Source organism: Desulfomicrobium baculatum DSM 4028 (genome assembly GCF_000023225.1).
GTDB classification, from domain to species: Bacteria; Desulfobacterota; Desulfovibrionia; order Desulfovibrionales; family Desulfomicrobiaceae; genus Desulfomicrobium; species Desulfomicrobium baculatum.
Genome location: NC_013173.1, coordinates 2,973,693 through 2,999,038, shown reverse-complemented (window position 1 = coordinate 2,999,038; position 25,346 = coordinate 2,973,693). Strand labels below are relative to the sequence as shown.

The 25,346-nt window shown below is 61.2% G+C and carries 20 protein-coding genes and 5 tRNA genes; 10 read left to right on the top strand and 15 right to left on the bottom strand.

All coding sequences use genetic code 11. From position 1 onward, the window contains the following. Positions 1-7: 7 nt before the first annotated feature. Complete coding sequence (locus DBAC_RS18045) at positions 8-2,716, bottom strand: ATP-binding protein (RefSeq protein ID WP_015774794.1); 2,709 nt, start codon at positions 2,714-2,716, stop codon at positions 8-10. Here DBAC_RS18045 and DBAC_RS19390 point away from each other — a divergent pair. Continuing rightward, complete coding sequence (locus DBAC_RS19390) at positions 2,715-2,915, top strand: hypothetical protein (RefSeq protein ID WP_015774793.1); 201 nt, start codon at positions 2,715-2,717, stop codon at positions 2,913-2,915. The two genes, DBAC_RS18045 and DBAC_RS19390, sit on opposite strands and share 2 nt — an antisense overlap. 172 nt (positions 2,916-3,087) lie before the next feature. Here the strand turns inward: DBAC_RS19390 and DBAC_RS13135 are convergent. The 6 genes from DBAC_RS13135 to serS form a co-directional block, all read right to left on the bottom strand. Beyond that, a tRNA-Glu gene (locus DBAC_RS13135) sits at positions 3,088-3,165 on the bottom strand. A gap of 3 nt (positions 3,166-3,168) precedes the next feature. After that, a tRNA-Gln gene (locus DBAC_RS13130) sits at positions 3,169-3,242 on the bottom strand. A gap of 25 nt (positions 3,243-3,267) precedes the next feature. Continuing rightward, a tRNA-Glu gene (locus tag DBAC_RS13125) sits at positions 3,268-3,345 on the bottom strand. A gap of 26 nt (positions 3,346-3,371) precedes the next feature. Further along, positions 3,372-3,447, bottom strand: a tRNA-Glu gene (locus DBAC_RS13120). 6 nt (positions 3,448-3,453) lie between these two features. Next, positions 3,454-3,529: transfer RNA gene (locus DBAC_RS13115), tRNA-Lys, on the bottom strand. 52 nt (positions 3,530-3,581) lie between these two features. Continuing rightward, positions 3,582-4,865 carry a serine--tRNA ligase gene (serS, locus tag DBAC_RS13110; protein WP_015774792.1) on the bottom strand — a complete coding sequence of 428 codons (1,284 nt, stop codon included), beginning with the start codon at positions 4,863-4,865 and terminating at the stop codon, positions 3,582-3,584. A gap of 293 nt (positions 4,866-5,158) precedes the next feature. Here serS and groES point away from each other — a divergent pair, with 293 nt between their 5' ends. Together groES and groL are read left to right on the top strand one after the other, a co-directional pair. Further along, the gene (gene groES, locus DBAC_RS13105) at positions 5,159-5,449 is read left to right on the top strand and encodes a co-chaperone GroES (protein ID WP_015774791.1); all 291 of its coding nucleotides are present in this window, start codon (positions 5,159-5,161) and stop codon (positions 5,447-5,449) included. 28 nt (positions 5,450-5,477) lie between these two features. Beyond that, positions 5,478-7,115, top strand: a complete 1,638-nt coding sequence (gene groL, locus DBAC_RS13100; protein WP_015774790.1) for a chaperonin GroEL — start codon at positions 5,478-5,480, stop codon at positions 7,113-7,115. Positions 7,116-7,373: 258 nt separating this feature from the next. Here groL and DBAC_RS13095 read toward each other — a convergent pair whose 3' ends face one another. Genes DBAC_RS13095 through DBAC_RS13060 form a run of 8 tightly spaced genes read right to left on the bottom strand, consistent with a single transcriptional unit; the run spans position 7,374 to position 17,204 of the window. Continuing rightward, positions 7,374-8,165 carry an NADH-quinone oxidoreductase subunit B family protein gene (locus tag DBAC_RS13095; RefSeq protein WP_015774789.1) on the bottom strand — a complete coding sequence of 264 codons (792 nt, stop codon included), beginning with the start codon at positions 8,163-8,165 and terminating at the stop codon, positions 7,374-7,376. Positions 8,166-8,176: 11 nt separating this feature from the next. Beyond that, on the bottom strand, positions 8,177-9,658 hold the full coding sequence (locus DBAC_RS13090) for a hydrogenase large subunit (RefSeq protein ID WP_015774788.1): 1,482 nt from the start codon (positions 9,656-9,658) through the stop codon (positions 8,177-8,179). After that, on the bottom strand, positions 9,655-11,091 hold the full coding sequence (locus tag DBAC_RS13085) for a complex I subunit 5 family protein (protein WP_015774787.1): 1,437 nt from the start codon (positions 11,089-11,091) through the stop codon (positions 9,655-9,657). The genes DBAC_RS13090 and DBAC_RS13085 overlap by 4 nt, the downstream gene beginning before the upstream one ends. After that, the gene (locus tag DBAC_RS13080) at positions 11,088-11,732 is read right to left on the bottom strand and encodes a hydrogenase (RefSeq protein ID WP_015774786.1); all 645 of its coding nucleotides are present in this window, start codon (positions 11,730-11,732) and stop codon (positions 11,088-11,090) included. Before DBAC_RS13080 ends, DBAC_RS13085 begins: the two co-directional genes overlap by 4 nt. Then, positions 11,729-12,634: a respiratory chain complex I subunit 1 family protein gene (locus tag DBAC_RS13075; RefSeq protein ID WP_015774785.1), complete on the bottom strand. Its 906-nt coding sequence runs from the start codon at positions 12,632-12,634 to the stop codon at positions 11,729-11,731. Before DBAC_RS13075 ends, DBAC_RS13080 begins: the two co-directional genes overlap by 4 nt. Beyond that, the gene (locus tag DBAC_RS13070) at positions 12,634-14,574 is read right to left on the bottom strand and encodes a proton-conducting transporter transmembrane domain-containing protein (RefSeq protein ID WP_015774784.1); all 1,941 of its coding nucleotides are present in this window, start codon (positions 14,572-14,574) and stop codon (positions 12,634-12,636) included. Before DBAC_RS13070 ends, DBAC_RS13075 begins: the two co-directional genes overlap by 1 nt. Beyond that, positions 14,571-15,272 (bottom strand): PTS sugar transporter subunit IIA, encoded by a 702-nt coding sequence (locus DBAC_RS13065; RefSeq protein ID WP_015774783.1) that lies wholly within the window; start codon positions 15,270-15,272, stop codon positions 14,571-14,573. Before DBAC_RS13065 ends, DBAC_RS13070 begins: the two co-directional genes overlap by 4 nt. Before the next feature lie 48 nt (positions 15,273-15,320). Continuing rightward, positions 15,321-17,204, bottom strand: a complete 1,884-nt coding sequence (locus DBAC_RS13060; protein ID WP_228644894.1) for a proton-conducting transporter transmembrane domain-containing protein — start codon at positions 17,202-17,204, stop codon at positions 15,321-15,323. A gap of 622 nt (positions 17,205-17,826) precedes the next feature. Between DBAC_RS13060 and mraZ the strand changes: the two genes are divergently transcribed. From mraZ to mraY, 7 genes are read left to right on the top strand one after another with little or no spacing between them, the layout of a single operon-like run. Beyond that, a complete protein-coding gene (gene mraZ / locus DBAC_RS13055) occupies positions 17,827-18,282 on the top strand; it encodes a division/cell wall cluster transcriptional repressor MraZ (protein ID WP_015774781.1) in 456 nt (151 codons plus the stop codon). Positions 18,283-18,293: 11 nt separating this feature from the next. Further along, on the top strand, positions 18,294-19,256 hold the full coding sequence (rsmH, locus tag DBAC_RS13050) for a 16S rRNA (cytosine(1402)-N(4))-methyltransferase RsmH (RefSeq protein WP_015774780.1): 963 nt from the start codon (positions 18,294-18,296) through the stop codon (positions 19,254-19,256). Then, the gene (locus DBAC_RS13045; RefSeq protein ID WP_015774779.1) at positions 19,253-19,528 is read left to right on the top strand and encodes a hypothetical protein; all 276 of its coding nucleotides are present in this window, start codon (positions 19,253-19,255) and stop codon (positions 19,526-19,528) included. Before rsmH ends, DBAC_RS13045 begins: the two co-directional genes overlap by 4 nt. A gap of 18 nt (positions 19,529-19,546) precedes the next feature. After that, positions 19,547-21,481, top strand: a complete 1,935-nt coding sequence (locus DBAC_RS13040) for a penicillin-binding transpeptidase domain-containing protein (RefSeq protein ID WP_015774778.1) — start codon at positions 19,547-19,549, stop codon at positions 21,479-21,481. Between the two features lie 11 nt (positions 21,482-21,492). Beyond that, a complete protein-coding gene (locus tag DBAC_RS13035) occupies positions 21,493-22,914 on the top strand; it encodes a UDP-N-acetylmuramoyl-L-alanyl-D-glutamate--2,6-diaminopimelate ligase (RefSeq protein ID WP_228644892.1) in 1,422 nt (473 codons plus the stop codon). Further along, complete coding sequence (locus tag DBAC_RS13030) at positions 22,911-24,269, top strand: UDP-N-acetylmuramoyl-tripeptide--D-alanyl-D-alanine ligase (protein WP_015774776.1); 1,359 nt, start codon at positions 22,911-22,913, stop codon at positions 24,267-24,269. The genes DBAC_RS13035 and DBAC_RS13030 overlap by 4 nt, the downstream gene beginning before the upstream one ends. Beyond that, positions 24,266-25,342 (top strand): phospho-N-acetylmuramoyl-pentapeptide-transferase, encoded by a 1,077-nt coding sequence (gene mraY, locus DBAC_RS13025; protein ID WP_015774775.1) that lies wholly within the window; start codon positions 24,266-24,268, stop codon positions 25,340-25,342. The genes DBAC_RS13030 and mraY overlap by 4 nt, the downstream gene beginning before the upstream one ends. The last annotated feature ends 4 nt before the right edge of the window (positions 25,343-25,346 follow it).

Here is a 25,346-nt window from a genome sequence, read left to right as displayed (position 1 = left end):
AGCCCGGTTAGGGCAAATCAAAAGTGGAGTCCGGATGCCCCGCAGACGCGGCATCGCCCGCCGGCTCAACGCCCATGGCTTTTCGCATGGCCTGCGTCATTTCTTCAAGGGTCGCCGGCTTGGCGACATATCCGTTCATTCCGGCGGCCAGAAAAGCTTCCTTGTCACCGGCCATGGCATAGGCGGTCAGGGCGATGATGGGGATGTCCCTTTTCGCGCCCAGCGTGGTGGAGCCGCGGATGATGCGTGTCGCCTCGACTCCGCTCATGACGGGCATCTGCACGTCCATGAGTATGCAGTCGATGTCGTTTGCCTCCAGCAGGTCAAGGGCCTGCCGCCCGTTTTCGGCCAGGATGACCGTATGTCCGGCCTTCTCCAGCAGCTTTTGGGTGGGAATTCGATTGGACGGGTCGTCCTCGACCAGAAGCACTCGTAAGCAGGCATCGCTGTCGCCGGTCGATGCGCTCACGAGGTTTGACGCATCGACCTTGAGCGCCCGCAAGGGCAGGACGACATGCACGCTCGTGCCTTCGCCCGGAGCGCTCTCTATGCTGATGGTTCCAGCCATGAGGGCGACCAGCCTGTGCACGATGGACAGCCCCAGGCCTGCGCCCTGGTAATTGCGGGTGAAGGAATTTTCGACCTGCCTGAACGGTTCGAAGATCTCGCCAAGCCTGTCTTCGGCGATGCCGATGCCCGTGTCCGTGACGCACAAATGCACGCGGCAGGTGTCTTCGTCCTTTGCGGACAGAGCCGAGATATCCATCTCGACCCTGCCGCGTTCCGTGAATTTGAGGGCGTTGCCCACCAGATTGAAGAGCACCTGGCGTATCCGCATTTCATCCCCGAGCAAAATTCCGGGCATGTCCGGGGCAAGCCTGCATTCCAGAATCAGGCCTTTGTTTCTGGCCGTGACGGCGAAAAGTCCGGTCACGGAATCGATGATGTCCTGGATGTGGAAGGGAGCTTCGCGGATCTCCATCTTGCCCGCCTCCACCCTGGAGAGATCGAGAATGTCCGTCAGGAGTCTGGTCAGGCGGTTGGCGGCCTCTGCGGCCATGTGGATGTAGCTGGCCTGCTCGGCATCAAGGGGGGTGGTTTCCAGAAGCTGGAGCATGCCCATGACCCCGTTGATAGGGGTGCGGATCTCGTGGCTCATGTTGGCCAGAAATTCGCTCTTGGCCTGGTTGGCGGCTTCCGCGGCATCTTTAAGCTTGAGCAGGGCCTCCTCGGCCTCTTTTCTGCTGGTCAGGTCGATGTCGACGCAAAAGAGCTCCGGTTCGCCTCCCGCCTTCTCGACGATGGCATGGCTGGAAAAGACCACGACCCGGGAGCCGTCCTTGCGCATGAGAGTCAGTTCGCTGGCAGGGATGGGGATTTTTGTTTCTCCCATGGAACGCATGGCGGCTTCGACGTCCGTGCGCATTTCAGGCGGGATGATCAGGTCGGTCAGTTTTGCCCCGATCGCTTCGTCCGCGCTGTATCCGTAAAGATTTTCCGAGGCCTGGTTCCAGTAACGCGCGATGCCGTCCATCCCGTAGCCTTGAACGGCGATTGCCGGGACCTGTTCAAAGAGTTTGCGAAACCGGGATTCGCTTTCCAGCAGGGCCTTTTCGGCCTGCGTGCGCCTGGCAATGTCGAGCGTCAGGGATTCGGCCATTTTGTTGAATGCGCTGGAGAGCACGTCAACCTCGGTGATTTCGGGCGCAGCCGCCACTCTGACCGAGAGATCGCCTTCGCCGATCTGTTTTGAGGCCTTGGCCAATTCTTCAAGCCGCATTCCAACCGTCCTGCCGCCAAGAAACCAGCCGCTCAGCATGGTCAGGCCGATGGTCAGAAACAGGATGATGAAATCGCGCAGCATCCCGCTTTTCGCGTTGGCGTAGAACATGGCGCTGGGCGCGCCGACAAAGAAGTACATGTAGGGGGGAGCGTCCGGGGCTAGGCGCAGCTTCTGGAATGCGAGGATGCGCGTGACGCCGTCCGTGCCTGTTTCCAGGAGCAATCCTTCCGAAGGCCCGGATACGGCGTGCGCAAAGACCGAGGGTTTGATTGGTTCGCCAAGGCCGCTTGCGGAGTTTTCGGGATAACGGAAGAGCCGCAGCCCGTTCCTGTCGCAGACTCCGACGAAAGAATTTTCCGGAAAGCGGGTGTGCTTGAACAAGTCCCCATACGTGTCGAGGCGGATCGAGGTCAGGAGGATACCCTTGGTTTCGCCCCGGTCGTTCAGGACGGGATACCCGAAGGTGAAGACCGGAATGTGCAGGGTCACGCCGAGGATATATTCGCCGGCGGCGAAGGCCGTTGTGGAGAGCGCGTCCTTGAAATGCCTCGTGTGGGCGAAGTTCGCAGGTTTGCGCGCGTTGCCGGATGCTACAAGATTACCGCTTGGGTCAACCAGGTGGAGGGCGGCGTAGCCCGGATTTATTTTGAGCAGGTTGGCGAAGAGACGATTGCATGCCTCTGTGTCGACCTGGCGCACTTCGGGCAGCATGGCCAGGCCTTCAAGGAACGCTTTTGTGGCCAGAGTGGTCTGTATCTGGGTTTCAGCCAGATGGCGGGAAAAAGCCTGCAATTCCTGTTCGGCGTTGGAGACCGCCCGGCGCCGGTTGTCCAGCCCGGCAAAGACAATGATGACGATGGCGGGGAGCGCCGCCATGAGAAAGAGGATGGCGAGCTTTTTTTTGATGGAGCCATGCAACAGGCGATCGAACATGAAGCCTCCGAATATGCGCGGTGGCGTGTATGGCGAGGTTGTTAACGCGTGCCGGGTGAAAAGAGCGCCTGGCACCAACCGCATCAAGGGCACCAGCCGCACCAAGGGCACCAACCGCATCAAGGGCACCAAGAGCACCAAGGGCTTTGCCCGGAGTCGTGCCGGTCATGGCGACTCCGCTGGATGTAAAAATATGTAACCTACCTTTTCCGCTCGCGAAAGGGGAAATTTGAAACGGATCCGCCCTAGGGACTGCTTGCGCAGGACCGTAAAGACAGGTGGAGCGATGGGAAGGGGGATGAACGGTGGGGATGGAGCGCTCGCCAAAGAAAAAGGCCGCGCATTTTTCAATGCGCGGCCTTGATTTCCGCTGGCGTCCCCAAGGGGATTTGAACCCCTGTTATCGGCGTGAAAGGCCGGTGTCCTGGACCGAGCTAGACGATGGGGACAGGTGGCTGGGTGACTTAGATTCGAACTAAGATTGACGGAGTCAGAGTCCGCTGTCCTACCGTTGAACGATCACCCAGCAAAAAAACAAAAACAGAAAAAAGTGGCGTCCCCAAGGGGATTTGAACCCCTGTTATCGGCGTGAAAGGCCGGTGTCCTGGACCGAGCTAGACGATGGGGACGCAAGTTTCGCGTCAAAGAAAAAAAGTGGCGTCCCCAAGGGGGTTTGAACCCCTGTTAGCGGCGTGAGAGGCCGCCGTCCTAGGCCACTAGACGATGGGGACGCATTTTGGTGGGCCGTGAAGGGATCGAACCTTCGACTCTCTGCTTAAAAGGCAGATACTCTACCGTCTGAGTTAACGGCCCGTAAAGAGAAGACGCTTCTATAGGGGGGTATCCACCTTGTCAAGCCGGAAAGTCAGGCTTTTTTCAATTCAATTTTATCCAGCCCATTCATGTAAGGGCGCAGGACTTCTGGCACGATGACGGACCCGTCGGCCTGCTGGTAATTCTCCAGGATGGCGACCATGGTCCGGCCCACGGCCAGGCCTGATCCGTTCAGGGTGTGGACCAGCCGGCTCTTCTTGGAATCTGTCGGCTTGAAGCGGATGCCCGCGCGGCGGGCCTGAAAATCCTCGAAGTTGGAGCAGGACGATATTTCCCGGTATTTATCCTGGCCGGGCAGCCAGACCTCGATGTCGTAGGTCTTGGCCGAGGAGAAGCCCAGGTCTCCGGCGCAGAGCGTGACCACGCGGTAGTGCAGCCCCAGTTTTTGCAGGATGCTCTCGGCGTGGCCAAGGAGCTTTTCCAGTTCATCATATGATGTATCGGGGTGGACGAAGCGGACCAGCTCCACCTTGTCGAACTGGTGCTGGCGGATCATGCCCTTGGTGTCCTTGCCGTAGGAGCCGGCTTCGGAGCGGAAGCAGGCCGTGTAGGCACAGTGGGCGATGGGCAGCGCGGACTGCGCCAGGGTTGTGTCGCGGTAGATGTTGGTCACCGGGACTTCGGCCGTGGGGATGAGATAGTAGTTGGTGTTTTCGAGGTGAAAGAGGTCTTCCTCGAATTTCGGGAGCTGCCCCGTGCCCATCAGGCTTTCGCGGTTGACGATGACCGGGGGCATGACCTCGTCGTAGCCGTTCTGCATGGTCTGCACGTCGAGCATGAAGCTGATCAGCGCCCGCTCCATCTTGGCGGCCCAGCCTTTTAAAATCACGAAGCGGCTGCCCGTGATCTTGGCGGCGGTCTCGAAATCGAGTCCGTTCAGGGCCGTGCCAAGTTCCCAATGCTCTTTGGGGCTGAAAGGCATGGCCGGTTTTTCGCCCCAGCTGCGGACTTCCCGGTTGTCCGCCTCGTCCACGCCCTCGGGGACGGAGGAATGCGGAACATTGGGGATGGACATCACCCAGTCGGCGGTCTGCTGGTCGATGTCTTTGAGTTCTTCATCCAGGGCTTTTATGCGCGTGGACATGCCCCCAAGCTCGAGCAAAAGGGCGTCGGCGTTTTCGCCGGCCTTTTTCATGCGGGCCATTTCACCCGAGGCCTGGTTGCGGCGGGCTTTGAGGTCTTCGACCTCCAGCAGCAGGTCGCGCCTTTTTTGGTCGATGGCCAGAAACTGCTCAAGGTCCAGCTTGCTGCGGCGTTTGCGCAAGCCGTCTTTGACCTCGTCCGGGTTTGATCTGATAAATTTAATGTCGAGCATGAAAATGTCCTTGTCGCGGTCGTGCGGTCAGTCCCAAAGTGGGCGGTGGTGGCGGTTGTGAGGCGAAATGCATAGCCTGCCTTGACTCGAATCACAAGCCGCCCGATTTGGCGAGGAGTGAATTTTTTTTTGGGCCTTGCCCTTGACTTCACTGCGCCAGGGATTATTTGGGCCTCTGTCTCGTGCGGAACTGCTGCTGCGTTTTCAGTTCCGCGATTTGGCACTCCCCATTGCCGAGCGCCAAAAAAAATATCTACACGGAAGAAATTCTTAAACATCTTGGAGGAAAAAACATGAAACTCAGACCACTGCACGACCGTATTCTGGTCAAGCGTCTCGAAGAGGAGCAGGTAACCAAAGGCGGCATCATCATCCCCGATTCCGCAAAGGAAAAGCCCATCAAGGGTGAAGTGGTTGCCGCCGGTCCCGGCAAGGTCGCCGATGACGGAAAGCAGATCCCCATGGGCGTCAAGACCGGCGACAAGGTGATCTTCAACAAGTACGCCGGCACTGAAATCAAGATCGATGGTGACGAACTGCTCATCATGCGTGAAGACGACATCCTCGCTGTAATCGAAGCCTAATTTTTTAAGAATTCAAGGAGACGCACACATGGCTGCTAAAATTATCAAGTTTGATGCCAAGGCCCGTGAAAAACTGAAAATCGGCGTGGACACCCTGGCCAATGCCGTCAAGGTCACCCTCGGACCCAAGGGCCGCAACGTCGTCATCGAAAAATCTTTCGGTTCCCCGATCATCACCAAGGACGGCGTGACCGTGGCCAAGGAAATCGAACTGGAAGACAAGTTCGAGAACATGGGCGCCCAGATGGTCAAGGAAGTCGCCTCCAAGACTTCCGACATCGCCGGCGACGGCACCACCACCGCCACCATCCTGGCCCAGGCCATTTTCACCGAAGGCATCAAGCTGGTTGCCGCCGGTCGTAACCCCATGTCCATCAAGCGCGGCATCGACAAGGCTGTCGAAGCCGTCATCGCGAGCCTGGACAAGCTGGCCAAGCCCACCCGCGATCAGAAGGAAATTGCCCAGGTCGGCACCATTTCCGCCAACAACGACGCCACCATCGGGAACATCATCGCCGAAGCCATGGGCAAAGTCGGCAAAGAAGGCGTCATCACTGTTGAAGAAGCCAAGGGTCTGGAGACCAACCTGGACGTCGTCGAAGGCATGCAGTTCGACCGCGGCTACCTGTCCCCCTACTTCGTGACCAACCCCGACAAGATGGTCTGCGAAATGGATTCTCCGCTGATTCTGATCAACGAGAAGAAGATCTCCAACATGAAGGAACTGCTCCCCGTTCTGGAGCAGGCCGCCAAGATGGGCAAGCCCCTGGTCATCATCGCTGAAGACATCGAAGGCGAAGCTCTGGCCACTCTGGTCGTCAACAAGCTGCGTGGCACCCTGCAGGTCGTGGCCGTCAAGGCTCCCGGCTTTGGCGAGCGTCGCAAGGCCATGCTGCAGGATATCGCCATCCTGACCGGTGGCGAAGTTGTTTCCGATGATCTGGGCGTCAAGCTCGAAAGCATCGCCCTGAACCAGCTCGGTTCCGCCAAGCGCGTTGTCATCGACAAGGAAAACACCACCATCGTTGACGGTTCCGGCGAAGCCGAAGCCATCAAGGCCCGCGTGAAGCAGATCCGCAACGAAATCGAGGAGACCTCCTCCGATTACGATCGCGAAAAGCTGCAGGAGCGTCTGGCCAAGATCGTTGGCGGCGTTGCCGTGATCAACGTTGGCGCGGCCACCGAGACTGAAATGAAGGAAAAGAAGGCCCGCGTGGAAGACGCCCTGAACGCCACCCGCGCTGCCGTCGAAGAAGGCATCGTGCCTGGCGGCGGCGTCGCCCTGGTGCGCTGCCAGTCCGCCCTGGATTCCGTCAAGCCCGCCGATGACGACGAGGCCGCAGGCGTACAGGTTATCCGTCGCGCCATCGAAGAGCCCATCCGTCAGATCTGCGGCAACGCAGGTGTTGAAGGCGCAGTGGTTATCGACAAGGTCCGCAACGGCAAGGAAGACTTCGGTTACAACGCCGCTTCCGGCGAGTACGAAGATCTGCTCAAGTCCGGCGTCATCGATCCCAAGAAGGTGACCCGCATCGCCCTGCAGAATGCCGCTTCCGTAGCGTCCCTGCTGCTGACCACCGAGTGCGCCATCGCCGAGAAGCCCAAGGAAGAGGCTGCCCCGGCCATGCCCGGTGGCGGCATGGGCGGCATGGGCGGCATGTACTAAGCCGTTCAGATCCCAGAATGATAAAAGGGCCGGAAGCGATTCCGGCCCTTTTTTGCGCCCTGCGTTTGCCCCAGGCTGCGAACTGGCCAGCCCCCCGTTCTGGGTGGCTTACAAATTTTTCAGTCAGTATCCGCAGGCCGTTCAAAAATGGTGAGATGCAAGGAAGCGAAAAAATCCAGGTCGCGCGGTGTATTTGGCATACATAAGCGGTCTGGATTTTTTCGCTGACGCAGCAGATCGCCGTTTTTGGGCGGCCTGCTACAGGTTGTGTTTGGGCAGCCGTCCCAGCAGGCGCAGAAAGCCGTCCAGGATGGTCAGCGGATGCGGGGGGCAGCCGGGGATGTAGAGGTCGATGGGGATGATGGGGTCCGCCCCGCCGTTATGCTGGGGATGGCCGATAAAGGGGCCGCCGCTGATGGCGCAGGCCCCGAGCGCGATGGCGATGCGCGGTTCGGGCACGGCCGCCCAGGTTTTCTGCAGGGCCAGCTCCATGCCTTTGGTCACGGGGCCGGTGATGAGCACGCCGTCGGCATGGCGCGGCGAGGCCACGTACTGGATGCCGAAACGCCCCAGGTCCCAGCCGATGGTGCCGAGCACGTTGATGTCAGCCTCGCAGGCGCCGCATCCGCCCGCGCTGACCTGCCGCAGGCGCAGGGACCGGCCGAGCAGACTTTTCATCTTTTTGTCCAGGGCAGCGGCCAACCGCAATTCTTCCGCACCCGTTTCGCCAAGAATCAGGTCCTCGCGGCGGCGCGTGGCCAAACGGTGATCATTTGTCGTGGTGATGGCTCCATGCGGACAAGCCGCCACGCAGTCCCCGCAGAACAGGCAGCGGCCCAGATCAAGGCGCGCTCTCCGGCCCGGCTCTAGGGTGATGGCCCCGGTGGGGCAGACGCCTTGGCACTGGGCGCAGCCTTCGGGGCAGAGGGAGGCGTCCAGGCGCAAGGCTCCGCCATGGCGGTCGGGCAGGGCCGGGGCCGGGCCTTTGGGGTACGGCATGGTCTGGCAGCCGCGCCGCATCCGGTTCATGAGGGTGTCGAATATATACATGCGCGTTCCCCTTAGAGGTCAAAGCCGCAGTAGGACAGGTTGAAGCTCTTGTTGCAGATGGGAAAGTCCGAGACCGCCGTGCCGCGCAGAGACAGGGCCAGTCCGGTCCAGTTGTGGAAGGACGGGTCCGTGATCTTGTAGCTGCGAAAACGGCCGAAATAGTCGGTCAGGGCGACGTGGCAGACCTCGCCGCGCCAGCCTTCGACCAGGGCCACGGCCAAGGACTCCGGCTGCGGAGCGGGCAGGGCGGCCGTGATGTCTCCGTCCACGGGCGCTGCCAGTTGGTCGAAGAGGTAACGGCCGGAACGCTGGATTTCCAGGGAGCGTACCCGGGCGCGGGCGAAAATGTCCCCGCTGGGCCAGACCGCAACCGGTGAGTGGGAGAAGCGGTGCCAGCCCGCCGGATGGTCGAAGCGCACGTCGCGAACCAGTCCGCAGGCCCGCGCCGCCGGACCGACCAGCCCGATGTCGGTGGCCTGGGAAGGATGCACGACGCCGACATTGCGGAAACGCACCCGCACCGAGGCCGCGTCCCAGAACCAGGCCATGGCCTGTTCCACGTCGGCCATGTGGGCTTTGAGCCTTTCGGTCAGGGTTTTCAGCCGCTCTTCTTCCAGATCATGCCTGCATCCGCCGGGGCGGATCAGTCCCCGCCCAAAGCGGTTGCCGCACAAGAGCGCCGTCAGGTTCAGAAAATCCCCCCTGATTTTTCCGCATGCCGCCGAGGTGGGCAAAAAGGCCACATCCATGGCCAGGGCGCCCATGTCGCCGGTGTGGTTGGCCAGGCGTTCGAGCTCCAGGGCCATGGCGCGCAGCCACTGCGCCCGCAGGGGCGTCTCCACTCCGCCAAGAGCTTCCAGGACCGATGCGTGGGCCGTGGCATGGGCAATGGTCGTGTCGCCGGCGACTGTCTCAATCTGATTCATGGTCGCCGGGTGCGGACCATTCTGCAAGGCGTCCTCGATGCCCCGGTGCTGGTAGCCAAGCGCGATCTCCAGATGCAGAACTTCTTCGCCAGCGCACTGAAAGCGGAAATGCCCGGGTTCGATGACTCCGGCATGCACCGGTCCCACGGCCACCTCGTGCACCTCCCCGCCTTCGACCCGGAAGAACGGGGCGTTGGCCGGGGCGTTCTCGAATGTGTGGCGCACGGGCTTGAGCCACGGGTGCCCGACAGGAACCAGTCCGTGCTGTTCCCAGACTTCGCGCTCGAAGAGATGAGCCTGGGGGTGTTTTGGGGTGAGGGACGGGTACGAGCCGCTGATGGGTTCGCTACGGGCCACGCCCAGGATGCTTTCGGAATCCAGCGCCAGTACGGCGACCAGGATCGTGCCGTCATGATCGGGCACGCCGAACCACGAGCACAGGCGTGCTCCGGATTCAAGCATTTCGCCCGTCAGGCGGACGAGCTTGGTAACCGAAAAGACCGGAACCGAGGCCCACGAGATTCTGGACGCGTTGGTGAATGAGAAAAATGGAGCGATTTTGTTCATGGCATTGGGGAGAGTTGAAGGACTGCGGCGGACCAGGCATCCCTCAGGATGTCCGGCGTGAAAAGTCCGAGCCAGAGCGACGCGGCCAGCAGGATGAGCGGGGGCAGGATCAGCCCGGCCGATTCCTTGCGTAGTGCGGCGGTCGGTTTATAAAGCCGCGGACGGCCGTCGACAACGGCGAAAACGATGCGCGAGATTCCGAAAAAGGCCAGCAGCAGGCAGGTCAGAAAGAGGCCGATGGCCCATCCGTGTCCCGCGCTAAGGCCGGTGCGGATGACAAGCAGTTCGCTGAAGAACGGTCCGAAGGGCGGGCAGGCGGTGATGGCGAACATGCCCACCACAAAAAGAATGGAGGTACGTGGCATGATTTTGGACATCCCGCGCACTTCGTCGATGGAGGACGAGTCCGCGACCCGTTGCAGGTTTCCCGCGCTCAGGAAGAGCGCGCCCTTGGTCAGACCGTTGTTCCAGACGTGGAAAAGGGCCGCCCAGACACCGGCTCCGCCAAAGGAGGTGGCGATGCACAGGATGCCCATGTGTTCGATGCTGGAGTAGGCGAGCATGCGTTTGAAGTCGCGGGTGCGCAGCAGGAAAAGCGCCGCTACCAGCGTCGAGAAGAGGCCGATGGCGAGCAGGGTGCGGCTGGCGACAACGCCTTCTCCGGCGGCGTCGACCACGGATTTGATGCGCAAGAGGGCCATGAAGGCCACGGACGTGACCCCGCCGGCCAGCAGCGCGCCGACGATGCCCGGGCTTTCCCCGTAGGCGTCGGGTTTCCAGGTGTGCATGGGCGCCAGGCCCATCTTGGTGCCGTAGCCGACCAGGAGCAGCACCCAGGCGGTCAGGACCCAGACGCGGGAGAGGCTTGGTCCGTGCTCAAGCAGCGCCGCAAAGGTGATGTCTCCGCTCCCGCCTCCATGCAGGGACGCATAGCCAAGGCAAATGGAGCCTAAAAGGGACAGCGCGATGCCCGTGCCGCCAACGAGCAGGTATTTCCAGGTTGCCTCGAAGGATTTCGGGGTGCCGTTGAAGTGGATGAGAGGCACGCAGGCCAGGGTCACGGCCTCGGTCGCAATCCACAATATGCCCAGATGTCTGGCCTGATGCCCGGCGCTCAAGAGCCCAAGGACCAGCAGCAGGGCCGGGACGAAGACCCGGTTGTCCTGATCCTTGAGCCGCAGATAGCTCACCGCATAGCAGCCGCAGAGCAGGAAAAGCAGGGACACGCCGGGCAAAATGGCGCGCGCCAGAGGATCAAAGGCCAGCCAGGCCGCCGGGTCCACGGCTACAGGCTTTGCCAGGAGCAGAAAACACAGGATGGTGTGGGCCAGTCCGACCGCGGGCAGGAAATAGGGGCGGCTTTTCGTGTACGGCCAGAGTGCGGCCAGCAGAGCCCCGACCAGAGGGATGATGATGAGCAGGTATGCGTTCATTCGTGCAGCGCCGTGAGTTTGCGGGTGTCCAGAGAATCGAAGGCCCTTTGGATGCGGTCAACGATGATGCCGATGACGAAGATGCCGACGGTGACGTCGAGCAGGATGCCGAATTCCACCAAGATCGGGGTGGACCTGATGAGCAGCAGGCCCGCGAGATAAATGCCGTTTTCCAGGATCAGGTAGCCGCAGACCTGGGAGATGGCCTTGGTCCGTCCGATGAGCAGGATGAAGCCGGTCAGAATGAGAGCCATGGCCCCTGGAACATGCAGGTTTCCGGCGTGTTCGGGCAAAAGCGGCAGGTAGCGGGTCAGGGCCACGGCGGCGATGGTTCCGGCCGCGCCGAGGAGCAGGGACGGGATGTAGCCGATGTAGGGCTCAAGCTCCCGGGCAATGTTGGCGGCGCGCATGGCGCGGATGAGCATGAAGGGAATGAGCACGCCCTTGCCGGCCACGGTGGCCAGGGTAATGAGGACGAGGCGCCAGTCCAGGGCGTGCGCTTCAAGCACCAGGGGCAAAAGGCCCAGCAGCACGCCCTGTATGGCCACTGCCCGGATCAGGACGGGCAGGCGGCTGGTGCCCAGCGCCAGAAGGTTGAAACCCATGGCCAGGCCGATCAGAAGGTTCAGCGTATCGTTCATAAATCACCCATCCAGGTCAAAAGCAGAGGGAAAAGGCAGAACAGAAAGCCGATAGTCAGGAGCAGCGGGACTCTTTTAAAAGCCAGGCGCGCGGTCAGGGATTCAATCAGCCCCACGGCCACGGTGACCAGCAGCACGCTTAACGCCAGAGCCGTGACCGAGGCCAGGAGCGGCAGTTCCGAGAGCGGCAGCACCGCCTGCGCCAGAAAGACGGCGAAGAGCAGCAGTTTGACCGCCGCCCCGTGCAGGATCATGGCCAGGGGCGGACCGCTGTGATCCAGGACCATGACTTCGTGGATCATGGTCAGTTCGAGGTGGGTATTCGGGTCGTCAAAAGGGACCCGGCAGTTCTCGGCCAGCAGGATGATGAAAAGTCCCACCGCCAGAAGCGCCGCGCCCGGGCCCGAAAGAGGCTCGAACATGGATGAGAGGGCGATGCTGCCCGATTGTACGACCAGGGTCAGGATCGCGGTGATGATGCCGATTTCGGCCAGGACGGCGAAGCTGACCTCACGGGCCGCGCCCATGCCCTCGAAGGCGGAGCCCGTCTCCATCGCTCCCCAGGCCGTGCAGAAGCGGGCCAGGGCCAGCAGGTAGACCAGCAGCAGAACGTCCCCGTCAAAGGAGAACGCCGTGCCCGCACCGGCCAGGGGCAGCAGCAGGGCCGCCGTGACCACGGCGGTCCAGGCTACGGCCGGGGCAATGATGAAACCGGGCGAGGCCAGGGTGCTTAAGACCACGCCTTTGCGCCACAGCCGCGCCAGATCGTAATACAATTGCAGTACGGGCGGTCCTTGCCGCCCGGCCACCCAGGCTTTGACCTTGTTGATGATGCCCGGGAGAAGCGGAGCAAGGAGTAGCCAGCACAGGAGGCGCAGTGCAATGTCAATGTACAGGGGCATTATATCCCTCCCAGAAGAACCATGAGTCCCAGAGCCGTGACTCCGAGGAAAACATACAGAATATAGAGATGTAGGCGTCCGTGCTGCATTCTTCGGGCGCCGTCGGCCGCGAAGGAGATTGCCTGCGCGCCCGGGCCGATGATTTTCTCCAGGACCGTTTCCGGAATGCGCTCCAGAACCCGGGCTTTGCCTGGAAAAAAGCCCCGCACCCGCTGAATCGCCATTTCGGGCTGAAGCAGCCAGGAAAACCATCCGCGCGCGATGCCGGCAAAGGATCCGCTGCTGTACTGCATGTGCGCGGTCGGGGCCGCGTAGCCGCAGTCCCAGGTGAGTCCCGGCCTTGTTCCGGTGGCCCGGACCTTGTGCAGTATCAGGAATCCGCCTGCGAGCAGGGCGCAGAGCAGGAGCGTGTGCGTGGCACCCAGGGTCCGGGTCGCAAGGAGAGGGTCCGTCATGGCCCATTGCGGGGCCCAGACCGCGACAACGCCTATGGCCGGGCGGAAGAAAAGACCCGGCAGCAGGCCGATGGCGATCATGATCGTGACCAGCACCAGCATGGGCGCGCGCATGAACCAGCCGCATTCGACGGCGTGCGCGGCGGGTTTGCTTCGCGGCGCTCCGAGAAAGACAATGCCGACCGATTTGGCGAAGGCGGCCAGGGCCATGGCTCCGGCTCCGGCGAGCACGATGACCGCAGGCAGCGCTCCGACAGCGGGTCCTTTCTGGGCCACTGCCCGCAAGAGGCCCTGGTAGATCGCCCATTCGCCGACAAATCCGTTCAGGGGCGGCAGCCCGGACACGGCCATGGCGCCTATGGCGAACAGGGTCGCGGTCCAAGGCATGACTTTCCACAATCCGCCCAGTCGGCTCATGTCCCGGGTGCCTGTGGCATGAAGCACCGACCCCGCGCCGAAAAAGATCAAGGATTTGAAGATGCCGTGATTGATGATATGCAGGAAGGTCCCGGCCAGGGCGGCCTTGCCCCACACGGGCTGACCATGCTGAACGGCCAGCACGGCAAGGCCAAGGCCGATGAGGATGATGCCGACGTTTTCCACCGAGCAGTAGGCCAGCAGGCGTTTGATGTCGTTTTGGGCCAGGGCGAAGGCGATGCCGAGGATCGCGCTCACGCAACCGATGCCGAGCAACACCCAGCCGGCGCTGGCGGGCATGGGCAGCCAGCCGCTGAAGCGCACTATGCCGTAGACGCCCATCTTGATGGCCACGGCGGACATGATGGCCGAGACGTGGCTGGGGGCGCCCGCGTGGGCCGAGGGCAGCCAGATGTGCAGGGGAAACATGCCCGCCTTGACCCCGAATCCGAACAGGACGAGCCAGAAAAGCGGGGCCAGCCCGGCCTGGGCATGCACCGGTCCGAGTTCCCAAGTTCCGGTGCGGGCGGCCAGCGCCGAGAAAAAGGCGAAGAGGGCCATGGTTCCGGCGTGGGAGGCCGCCAGATAAAGCCATCCCGCCTTGCGCCCTGCCGTGCTGTCGTGGTCCAGGGTGATGAGAAAATAGGCGCTTAAGGCAAAGGCTTCCCAGGCGAAAAGAAAATGCAGTCCGTTGGCGCAGGTCAGGACCAGGCCCATGCTCAACGTCAGGGCACTCCACCAGCAGCGTCCTTTCGGCGCTGAACGAGGGTGATGCTGTCCGGACCAGTATTCATGGGAATACAGCGCGCCCAGGCCGCCGACCAGGCAGACCAGAACGAGAAAGAGAGCGCTGATCCCGTCAAGGCGCAAAAAAGGAGTTTCCCCGCCCAGGGCGAACTCGCCGTGCCAGAGCCAGGCCTGCGTCGTGAGCAGTACGAGCAGGGCCGCATACAGTCCGCTCAGGGCCGATACGGCGCTGAGTCCCAGCCAGATGCGCGGATACGTGCGGCCCATGCACATGGCCAGGAGCAGGCTCAGACCGGAAGTGCCCAGGAACGCGGCGATCATCGGGACGCTCCAGCTGCTCGCGCGACGTCCTTGCCTGCACATTCGGCAAAGATCCGCAGCAGCGTTTCGTCGTCCGCGCCGTTGTCGAGCGCCTGATTCAGCATGCCGGAAGCGATGCTGCGCGCCAAAAGGCCGAGCATGTTCACATGCAGGCGGGGCGTCGGCGAGATGAAAAAGAGCAGACGGGTGACGGGCGTGCCGTCGGGGGGCTGGACCGCGCTCCAGGCCGTGTTCAGCTGGATCAGCGCCACCAGCGCGCACGCCTCGCCCAGGGCGACCCGCATGGCCGGATGGGGAAGGGCGAACCCGGCGCCCACGGGGGCAGCGGTAATGCCGCCGGGGGCCAGGATGCGCTGCGCGAGCATGTTCGATACGGCCGCGGGCAGGCCGGGCAGATTGCGCACGATGCGTTCGAACACACGGTCAAGGTCGGCCGTGTTCACGTCGCGCCAGATGCCTCCCCGGCGCAGAAGAGTGACCAATTCCCGGGAATTGGCCAGCGAGGGCGCAGGCTCCGAAAGGAATCCGCCCTGACCGCCGAGCCCGTGACTGGCCGCCCAGTCCATGACTTGGGAGCGCTCGAAGAGGATGCGGTCACGGTCATGGACATGGGGCATGTCTTCCTTGCGCACCCATTCCATGATGACGTGCTCGGAAACTCCAAAGGATTCGGCTATTTGAATAAGATTGATGTACATGGGATTTTTTGCGGTCCGGTTTTTTGAGGACATGGCTGTTTACTCGGTTCAAAGGATGGCGGCGATGGATAACATGACGAGGGCCGCGCACAGATACAAGAGATATGATTGGACGCGGCCGTGTTGGAACGTTCGCGCAAAGTCCGCAAGACGGAGGATGGAATTGGCGGCCGGAGTCACCACCTGTTCCAGGACCGTCTCGGGGGTGTGGCTTTCCAGGCGGGACCTGGCCGGAAATATGTCTTCGGGCAGGCTGGCATGCACGGAGGGCCGGAGAATCCAGCCGAACCATGCGGTGATGATGCCTGCAAAGGAACCGGCGGTGTACTGCATGCGCGCAGTCGGCGCGCGGTAGCCGCAATCCCAGGTCTGGCGGCGTGTTTGCCGACCGCGTAGCAGGGCGATGGCGGCCGCTGCCGTGGCCAGGATCGCCAGGGCCAGGAGCGCATGGGCTGTTCCCAGGGGGGCGAGATGGTTGGCAATGCCGCTGTCCGGGGCCGTCTGCGCCCAGACGCCCGCAACCCGCAGCAGCGTCGGCCAGAAAAACGCGGGAGCCAGGCCGATGATCAGGCACCCCAAGGCCAGCACTCCCATGGCCGCGCGCATGCCTGTGCCGCATTCGCGGGCGTTTGCTGCAGCCTCTGAACGGGGAGCGCCCAGGAAGACCACGCCGCAGACCTTGACGAAACAGGCCAGGGCCAGAGCTCCGGTCACGCCCAGCAGGATGGCGGCGGGTACCGCGCCCAGGGATGCGGCGGTCCTCAGCCTGCCGGCGTCGAACAATCCGGAAAAGATGAGCCATTCGCTGACGAATCCGTTCAGCGGAGGCAGGCCGCTGATGGCCATGGCACCGAGGGTGAAGAGCGCGGCCGTCCAGGGCATGGTCTTCCAGAGTCCCCCCAGGCGGCTCATCTCCCGTGTGCCGGTGGAGTGCAGCACGGCTCCCGCGCCCAGGAAAAGCAGCGCCTTGAAGAGCCCGTGATTCCAGACATGCAGCAGTCCGCCGCTCAGTGCCAGCAGTCCCCACTCCGGGCGGCCCTGGTCCAGAGCGATCATGGCGAAGCCCAGCCCGATGAGTATGATGCCGATGTTTTCCACGCTGTGGTAGGCCAGCAGGCGCTTCACGTCATGCTGCCCCAGGGCGAAGGCGACTCCCAGCACCGCGCTGACGCAGCCGAGGCCCGCCACGACCCAGCCCGCGCCTGCGGGCAGAGGAAGCCAGGAGCTGAACCGAACCAGACCGTAAATTCCCATTTTGATGGCCACGCCGGACATGATGGCCGAAACATGGCTCGGGGCGTTTGCGTGCGCCGAGGGCAGCCAGATGTGCAGTGGGAAGACGCCTGCCTTGATGCCGAAGCCCAGCAGGGCGACCCAGAAGAGCGGGGCCAAGGAGGTTTGCGATGTCATGGGACCAAGTTCCCAGCTGCCCGTTTGCGCGGCCAGTGACGTGAAGAAACCGAAAAGCGCCAGCGTTCCGGCATGGGATGCGACCAGGTAGAGCCGGCCCGCAGCCCGGACTTTGGGGTTGTCGCGTTCCAGGGTGACCAGGAAATAGGCGCTTAAGGCAAAGGATTCCCAGGCAAAAAGAAAGTGCAGCCCGTTGGACTGGGTCAGCACCATTCCCATGCTGGCCAGCATGGCGCTCCACCACAGTCGGCTTTGCCTTGCGGAGCGGGGGTGTTTTTTTTGCGACCAGTATGTCCGGCTGTAAAAAGCTCCCGAGGCCCCAACGACGGCCAGGAGCAGCAGAAAAAAGGCGCTGATCGCATCCAGACGCATGAATACGTGCTCACCGCCAAGGGTCCAGCCGCTGTGCCATTCCCAGACGGAACCGCTGGACAGGGTTTTGGCGGCAGTCCAAAACGCGCACGTCGATGCTGTCAGAATGGAAATGATCCACCAGCGGGGAGATACGTGGCTTGTGCCCAAGCCAATGAGTGTCGCTCCCAATGCGCATATCAGTAATAAATCTATTTCCATTTTTCTGGTAAAGTGAAAGAAATCACTTTTTTTTCTCTATTTTACATTATTTAAATGGTACGTTGAGAAAGATCATGATTGTTTCATCATGCAGAAATAATTGCATGACAATACTGTTTTTCAAATTTTATGATAGATAAAAATTTGAAAACTATATCAAAAATTACATGTTATTAAGCTGGGAGGCTATACGTTATCGTATCCACTCCCGGGGATATGCCTCTCAAAATAGAGAGTCAAGGAAATGAAGCCGTCAAAATGAAGTTTGTGAGCGTATCGATGTTTTGTTCAGAAAAGCCCTGTTTTTTGGCAAGGGCGTGGCGAATAAGGGCAAAGATATGTCGTTTCAAGGAGTTGTCTTTTGGTCGTCGCGGTTGGGGGTGAAAGCTGCCCTCGGTTAGCGTTGTCCGGGGCGTAGGAGTGATTTTCGATGGTGCGGGATTGGCGTGAGCGCAAAGTTTTTTTTAGGAAGCAAATCCGTAAAAAGTGGAGGAATGGCTTGACTCCCCAAGAGATGCATGGGTAAGAGTGGTAAAAAGTGGTAAAAAGTGGAAAGGACTGAGGAGACAACATGTTCAGAGGGCATTCACAACGTACGCAAGATCCCAAGGGACGGCTCATGCTGCCCCCGGAATTTCGCGACGAGGTGTTCGCCAATTCTCCGGACGGCAAGCTTGTGCTGACCAATTTCGATGATTGTGTCGCCGCCTACCCACTGCCAGAATGGGAAATCATTGAACAGAGTTTTTCAAAGTTGAATATGGCCGATCGCAAGGTCCGGGATTTCCACCGCTTTTTTATCTCCGGCGCCGCCGAGGTGACCCTCGACAAGCAGGGGCGGATTCTTATTCCACCGCATCTGCGCAATTACGCGGGTCTGCAGAAAGACATCGTCCTGGCCGGGGTGGGACGGAAATTCGAGATTTGGGATCAGGAGCGTTTTGAGGCAGGACGCAACGCCCTGCAGGAGAATGTCGACCAGGTCATGGATGATCTGGCCGAAAAAGGATTTGAACTGCGGTTCTGATCGGAGGGGCCATGGACGCATATTCCGATCACATTCCGGTCATGCTCGAAGAGGTCATGCATTGGATCGCGCCGCGTCCCGGCGGATTCTACATGGACGCGACCCTTGGGCTGGGCGGACATGCTGCCCGGTTGATGGAGCTTACCAATGGGCAGGCCCGGCTTTTGGGGCTGGACCGGGACGAACAGGCCTTGGCCAAGGCTGGGGAGCGGCTGGCGCAGTACGGCGAGAACGTGCAGCTGGCCCATACCTCGTTTCAGCATTTTTCCCGGGCCCTTCGGGAAGTGGGCTGGGACAAGCTCGACGGCGTGATCGCCGATCTGGGCGTGTCTTCCCTGCAACTGGACAGCCCTGAGCGGGGCTTTTCCTTTTTGCAGGACGGCCCTCTTGACATGCGCATGGACCCTGGGTCAGGCGGTGAACCCGCATCGGTCATCGTCAACGGAGCCTCTTTCGAGCGGCTGCGTCAACTGCTGTGGGACTACGGCGAAGAGCCCATGGCCGGGCGCATCGCAGGCGCCATCGTCAAGATCAGGGAAACTGCCCGGATCGACTCCACCCTTGAGTTGGCCCGCATCGTGGCTGCGGCGTATCCGGCCAAGCGGCGCGCATTGTCGCGCAATCATCCCGCGACCAAGACCTTTCAGGCCCTGCGGCTGGAAGTGAATCAGGAGTTGCGGGAAGTTGAATTTTTTCTGGAGCGGATTGTTGATCATTTGCGGCCTGGAGCGCGTATCTGCGTCATTTCCTTCCACTCTTTGGAAGACCGCATTGTGAAGAGGGCTTTTCGCAAGGAAAGTTCCGCTTGCCTGTGTCCGCGGGAGTACCCCGTGTGTCAGTGCGGACATACGCAAAAGCTCAGGCTTCCCTTTCGCAAGCCCCTTATCCCCACCGAGGACGAGATGCGGGCCAACAGCCGTAGTCGCAGCGCCAAGCTGCGCGTGGCGGAGCGAGTCGACGGAGAGACGCGGTGAGCGAGACCGGCCAGGGGTATATGACCATCGGAGTCATGTTTTTGGTGACCATTATTCTCGGATTGGCTTTGGTATGGGTCAATATCGAACGGGTCGATCTGGCTTATGAATTGAAAGTACTCGAACGCGAACTGCAGGAAAAGCAGGACCAGCATTCAAAATTACAGGTGGAACTGCATTATCTGCTCGCTCCGGCGACGCTGCGCGACCGGGCGCAAAAGGCGGGTTTGCAGCCTCCCAGGCGGGACCAGATACGCACCATGCAGCAATAGGCGGGGTAGGGCTCAATAGTGACGAAAACCGGAAGCAAGCCATCAAAGGACAGAAGCCGCGGCAAGATACTCTTTGCCGGGGTTCTTTTCGCCTTGGCGCTTCTGGGGCTCTGGGCCCGGGCCTACTTCGTGCAGGTGGTCAAGGGGCCCGAGTACGCCAAGATGGCCAACCGTCAGTACTGGGCCTCGGAGACCGTTTCCGGAAAGCGCGGTGAAATATTCGATCGCAACGGACTCCTGCTGGCCAAGACCATCGCGACTCCGTCCGTCTATGTCCGTCCCAACGAGGTCAAGGACGTCTGGGCGGTCTCGCATCGTCTTGGTTCGATTCTGGGCATGAGTCCCAAAAGCCTCGCGGCCATGCTGGGTCCCAAGAAACGTTTCGTGTGGGTGGCCCGCAAGATCAGCGACGCGCAGGCGGAGGCGGTCAAGGCCGAGATGCTCCCCGGGGTCTATCTGGAAACCGAGAATTCCCGTCAGTATCCGCAGGGGCACATGGCCGGGCAGTTGCTCGGCTTCGTGAACATGGACGGGCAAGGCATCGAAGGTCTGGAGAAAAGTTTCAATGACCTGCTTGTGCCTTCGTCCACCAAGTACACGGTGCAAAAAGACGCGGCCGGCAAAAGGCTGTCGTCGCTGGAAAGCGGGGACAGAAGCTCGTTCAACGGCCAGGACCTGCGCCTGACTCTGGACAGCCAGGTCCAGCTGGCCACCGAGGAAGCCCTGGCGCGCAGCGTGCTCCGGGCCAAGGGCAAATCCGGGATGGCGTTGGTGGTCGAGGTGCCCACCGGCGAGATCCTGGCCTGGGGGCACTATCCGTTCTTCAATCCCAACGCGGTCAAAAAGACGCGTGGCGAGTGGAAGAACCGCATGGCCGTGGATATTTTCGAGCCGGGTTCGACCATGAAGCCGATCATGGTCGCGGCGGCGTTGCAGGAGAAGGTCTGCACCCCGACGAAAGAGTATTATTGCGAAAACGGAAAATGGAGCGTCAAAGGCCGCCGCGTCAAGGATACGCACAAGTACGAAAACCTGACCGTAAGCAAGATCATCCGTTATTCGAGCAATATCGGCGCGGCAAAAATCGGCCTTGAGCTCGGCGCGGCCAAGTTCCATCGGTATTTGCAGGAGCTTGGCTTCGGACGCAGGATCGGACTGCCCCTGCCCGGAGAATCGGCGGGGCTGCTCAATCCCGTCCATCAATGGAAAGATGTCGAGTTGGCCAATATTTCTTTTGGGCAGGGTTTGGGCGTGACCATGCTGCAGATGGCCGATGCATATCTGTGCATCGCCAACGGTGGGGTCCGCCAGCCGCTGCGTCTCGTGCACGAGGCCGGAAGACCGGTGGAAGGCAAACGCATCTTTGATTCGAATGTGGCCAGGATGGTCATGGCCATGCTCGAAGAGGTGGTCCAGGAGGACGGCACCGGCACCCAGGCGCGCATCGAGGGGGTGAGGGTCGCGGGCAAGACCGGGACGGCCCAGAAAGCGAGTCCGACCGGTGGTTATGGTGGGGAATATGTCGCATCGTTTGTGGCCATTTTTCCGGCCGACAAGCCCCGCTATCTGGTTTGCATGATGGTTGATGAGCCCCAGGCCGGACACTACGGCGGCGTGCTGGTCGCACCCGAAGTCCGCAATATAGGGGTCCAGCTGCTCAACTCTTCGGGCATGCTGGCCGAGCCGGTGGAGACGATGCAGATGGCGAAAGTGTCGCCGGAGCGGTTTTGGGCCCCGGTGCAACGCATGGAAAATATCAGCGTGGATCAGGAATTCATGCCGGATCTGCAGGGCGCGACAGTGCGCGAAGCGCTTGAGATCCTTGTGGCGCGCGGGATTGTTCCCGTGGTCAAGGGGCAGGGCGTGATCATCGATAAGCAAAAGCCGCTCCCCGGCGAAAAATGGCCGGCGGACAAGAAATGTCAGCTCTGGCTGACAGGGCAACCGGGTTAGGGATGAACCAGATGAATCTACAGAACGTGCTTGAAATGCTTCGAAGCGGAACCGGGCTGCGCACCCATTCGGGTGCGGTCACGCCTGGCGACGTTTTCGTTGCGTTATCAGGTACGCGGGTCGACGGCGCGCGGTTCATCGAGGATGCGGTGGCTCGCGGCGCACGGGTCGTGGTGCACAAAGAGGGTGTCGCTGTCGCCCCGGCCGCAGGCGTCTCCACTCTCGCGGTGCCGAACCCCGCGCAGACCCTTGGCGTACTGGCCCGCGCTGCCTGCGGGACGGAGTCCCGTCTGCCGAGGATTGTCGGCGTGACCGGCACCAACGGCAAGACCACGACCGCGCATCTGATTCATTTTCTGCTCAGCGCCAATGGATTGATGACGGGTCTCATCGGCACGGTGCACTGTTCCTGGCCCGGAGCGAAGGTTGCGGCGACCATGACCACGCCGGACTGCCTGAGCCTGCACGGGATCATCGGCCGCATGGTCCGCGACGGCGTGGAGGATCTGGTCATGGAAGTCTCCTCCCACGCCCTGGATCAGGAACGCACCGCCGGGTTGCCCATGGCCGTGGGCGTGTTCTCCAACCTGACCCAGGACCACCTGGACTACCATGGGGACATGGAGCGGTATTTCGAGGCCAAGAGCCGTCTGTTTCTGGATGGCCCGGCGCGTTGCGCCCGGGGCCTCGTCAATGTCGACGACGAGTATGGGCGGCGTCTGAAAATGATGCGTCCCGATCTGCTGGGATTCGGACTCGATTCCGAGGATGCCGAGCTGCGGTGCCGGATCCTTGGCGCCGGGACCGAGGGCATGACCCTTGGCATCAGTCACGACGGAAATGCCTGGGAACTGCGCACCAGTCTGGTGGGCCGTCACAACGCCTACAATCTGCTTTCGGCCGTGGGCGCGGGGCTGCTGCTGGGGCTGACCGCGGCGCAGTGCGCTTGCCTGAGTCAGGCTCTGGGTGCTCCCGGACGCCTGGAGAGGGTGCCCAACACGCGCGAGCTGAACATCTTTATTGACTATGCCCACACTCCGGACGCGCTGGAAAAAGTATCCGTGGCGCTCAAAAGCATGGGTTTCAAGCGTCTGATCACGGTGTTCGGTTGCGGCGGCGATCGCGATGCGAGCAAGAGGCCGCTCATGGGGGCCGCTGTGGCGAGGCATGCCGACGTGGCCGTGGTCACTTCGGACAACCCGCGCACCGAGGATCCCGAGTCCATCCTCGACCAGATCGAACCGGGCCTGGCCGGCGCGCGTCTGGTCCTGCGCGAGGTCGATCGGCGCAAGGCCATCGCGCTGGCCGTACAGAGCATGCAGCCCGGAGACGCCCTGCTCATCGCCGGCAAGGGCCATGAGGATTATCAGGTCATCGGCACGGAAAAGCGTCATTTTTCGGACTTCGAGGTCGTGCGGGAGTGCCTGGCATGAACATGACCCTGACGCAAATCGCCTCAGCCATGGCCTCAAGCATCGAACAGGACCATGACCTGACCGTGGGCCGGGTCTGCATCGATAGCCGGGCCGTTCGCAAAGGCGACCTCTTTTTCTGCATCGTCGGGCAAAAGCTCGACGGGCATGAATTCGCGCGCCAGGCAGTGGAAAATGGCGCCTGCGCCGTGGTGGCCAGCGCACCTCTCGATCTGGACGTACCTGTGCTGCTGGTGCGGGATACGACATCGGCGCTGGGCCGGCTGGCCCGGGCCTGGCGGGAAAAGACCCGCGCCAGGGTTATCGGGGTGAGTGGATCGGCGGGCAAGACCACGGTCAAGGAGATGCTGGCGCAGGTGCTGTCGGCGGCAGGTCGCACCGCCAAGAATTTTCGCAATCTGAACAACCAGATTGGCCTGCCCCTGTCCATTCTGGAGATGGATGGCGACGAGGATTTCTGGGTTCTGGAGCTTGGCATCAGCCGTCCTGGAGACATGGACGAGCTGGGATATATCCTGGCCCCCGACGCGGCGCTTCTGGTCAACATCGGCGCCTGTCATCTGGAAGGGCTGGGCAGTCTGGCCGGAGTGGCGGAGCAGAAGGCCGTTTTGCTCGATCATGTCCGCAAAGGCGGGTTCGCCTGCGTCAATGCCGACTATCCCGAGCTCATGCAGGAGAGCACGAAGCGCAGCCCGAAGCTGGTCACGTTTTCCGGAACCGGAGCCCGGGCCGACTATTCATGCCTGCGGCAGGAGAACGTTGCGGGCGCAATTTCCTACACCTTTCGCGTCGGGCACGAGGAGCTGCGGTGCACGGTGTCGGCCGGCATCCATGTCGCTGAGAATCTGGCTGCGGTTGTGGCCATGGCCATGGAGCTGGGCATGACCTTTGCGACCATCGAGTCCGCGCTGTCCGCATACAGCCCGGTGGCCCAGCGCTTCGTGCAGACCCGCGTCGGAACGTGGCTTTTCATCGACGACACCTACAATGCCAACCCGGTGTCCATGGCCCGCTCCATCGGCGAGGCCAAACGCCTTGGTGAAGGCAAGCGGCTGGTGCTGGTCCTTGGCGACATGCTCGAGCTCGGCCGGGACAGCGTCCGCGCTCATCGCGAGTTGGGCGGGCTGATCGCGGACACGGGCGCATCGCACTGCTTTTTTCAGGGACGCTACGCGGAAGACGTCAAGGATGGACTGGGCGATTACAATGGTATTTTTATGAAAGTGTCCGGGGCGGAAGAGGTTCTGCAGGCCTTGAACGCGGTGCGCCGCGATCAGGGCGTGATGCTCTTCAAGGGGTCGCGGGGCTGTAAAATGGAGCAGTATTATTCTGCTCTGGAGAGGAGCTGGGCGTGATCTATCATCTGCTGTACCCCTTAAGCGACCAAGTGAGCATGCTGAACGTTTTTCGCTACATAACGTTCCGCTCCATCTATGCCATGCTGACGGCGCTCATCTTGTCCATCATCATTGGCCCCATCTGTATCAGATGGCTGCGTAGGCTGAAATTCGGCCAGTATATCAAGGAAGGCGGCCCGGATCATCAGGCCAAGAGCGGAACTCCGACCATGGGCGGCTTGCTGTTCGGATTCTGCATGCTGGTCAGCGTCTTTTTGTGGAGCGATTTAACCAACAAGTACATCTGGCTGACGGTGCTGGTCTTTCTTGGTTTCGGCGCGGTCGGATTTGTCGACGACTACATCAAGGTTGTGCGCAGGCACAACGATGGCCTCTCACCGAGGATCAAGCTTCTGGGGCAGCTCATCGTCAGCGTGGGCGCGGTCTCATTGCTGGTCTCGTTTCCGGAGTATTCGACCAAGCTCATGGTGCCGTTTTTCAAGAATTTCAATCCGGACCTGACCTGGTTTTATGTGCCCTTCGGACTATTCGTCATGATCGGGGCTTCCAACGGGGTGAACCTGACCGACGGTCTTGATGGTCTGGCCATCGGCCCGGCCGTGGTTTCGGCCGGGTGCTTCGCCCTCTTCGTCTATGTGGCCGGACACGTGAATCTCGCGAACTATCTGCAGGTGTCCTACATCGCCGGGGTCGGCGAGGTCACGGTGATCTGCGGCGCCATGGTCGGGGCGGGCCTGGGGTTTCTGTGGTTCAACGCCTTCCCGGCGCAGGTCTTCATGGGCGACGTGGGGAGCCTGAGCATCGGCGGCACCCTCGGGTTCATCGCCATCCTGTGCAAGCAGGAGCTGCTGCTTGTCATCGTGGGCGGCCTCTTCGTGGTCGAGACCCTGTCGGTCATCCTGCAGGTCGGATATTTCAAGGTCAGCGGCGGCAAAAGGATCTTCCGCATGGCTCCGTTGCACCATCATTTCGAGAAGAAAGGCATTCACGAGTCGAAAATCATCATCCGTTTCTGGATTCTGTCGCTCTTGCTGGCGGTCATGGCTCTGGGAACACTGAAGCTCAGGTAGGAAG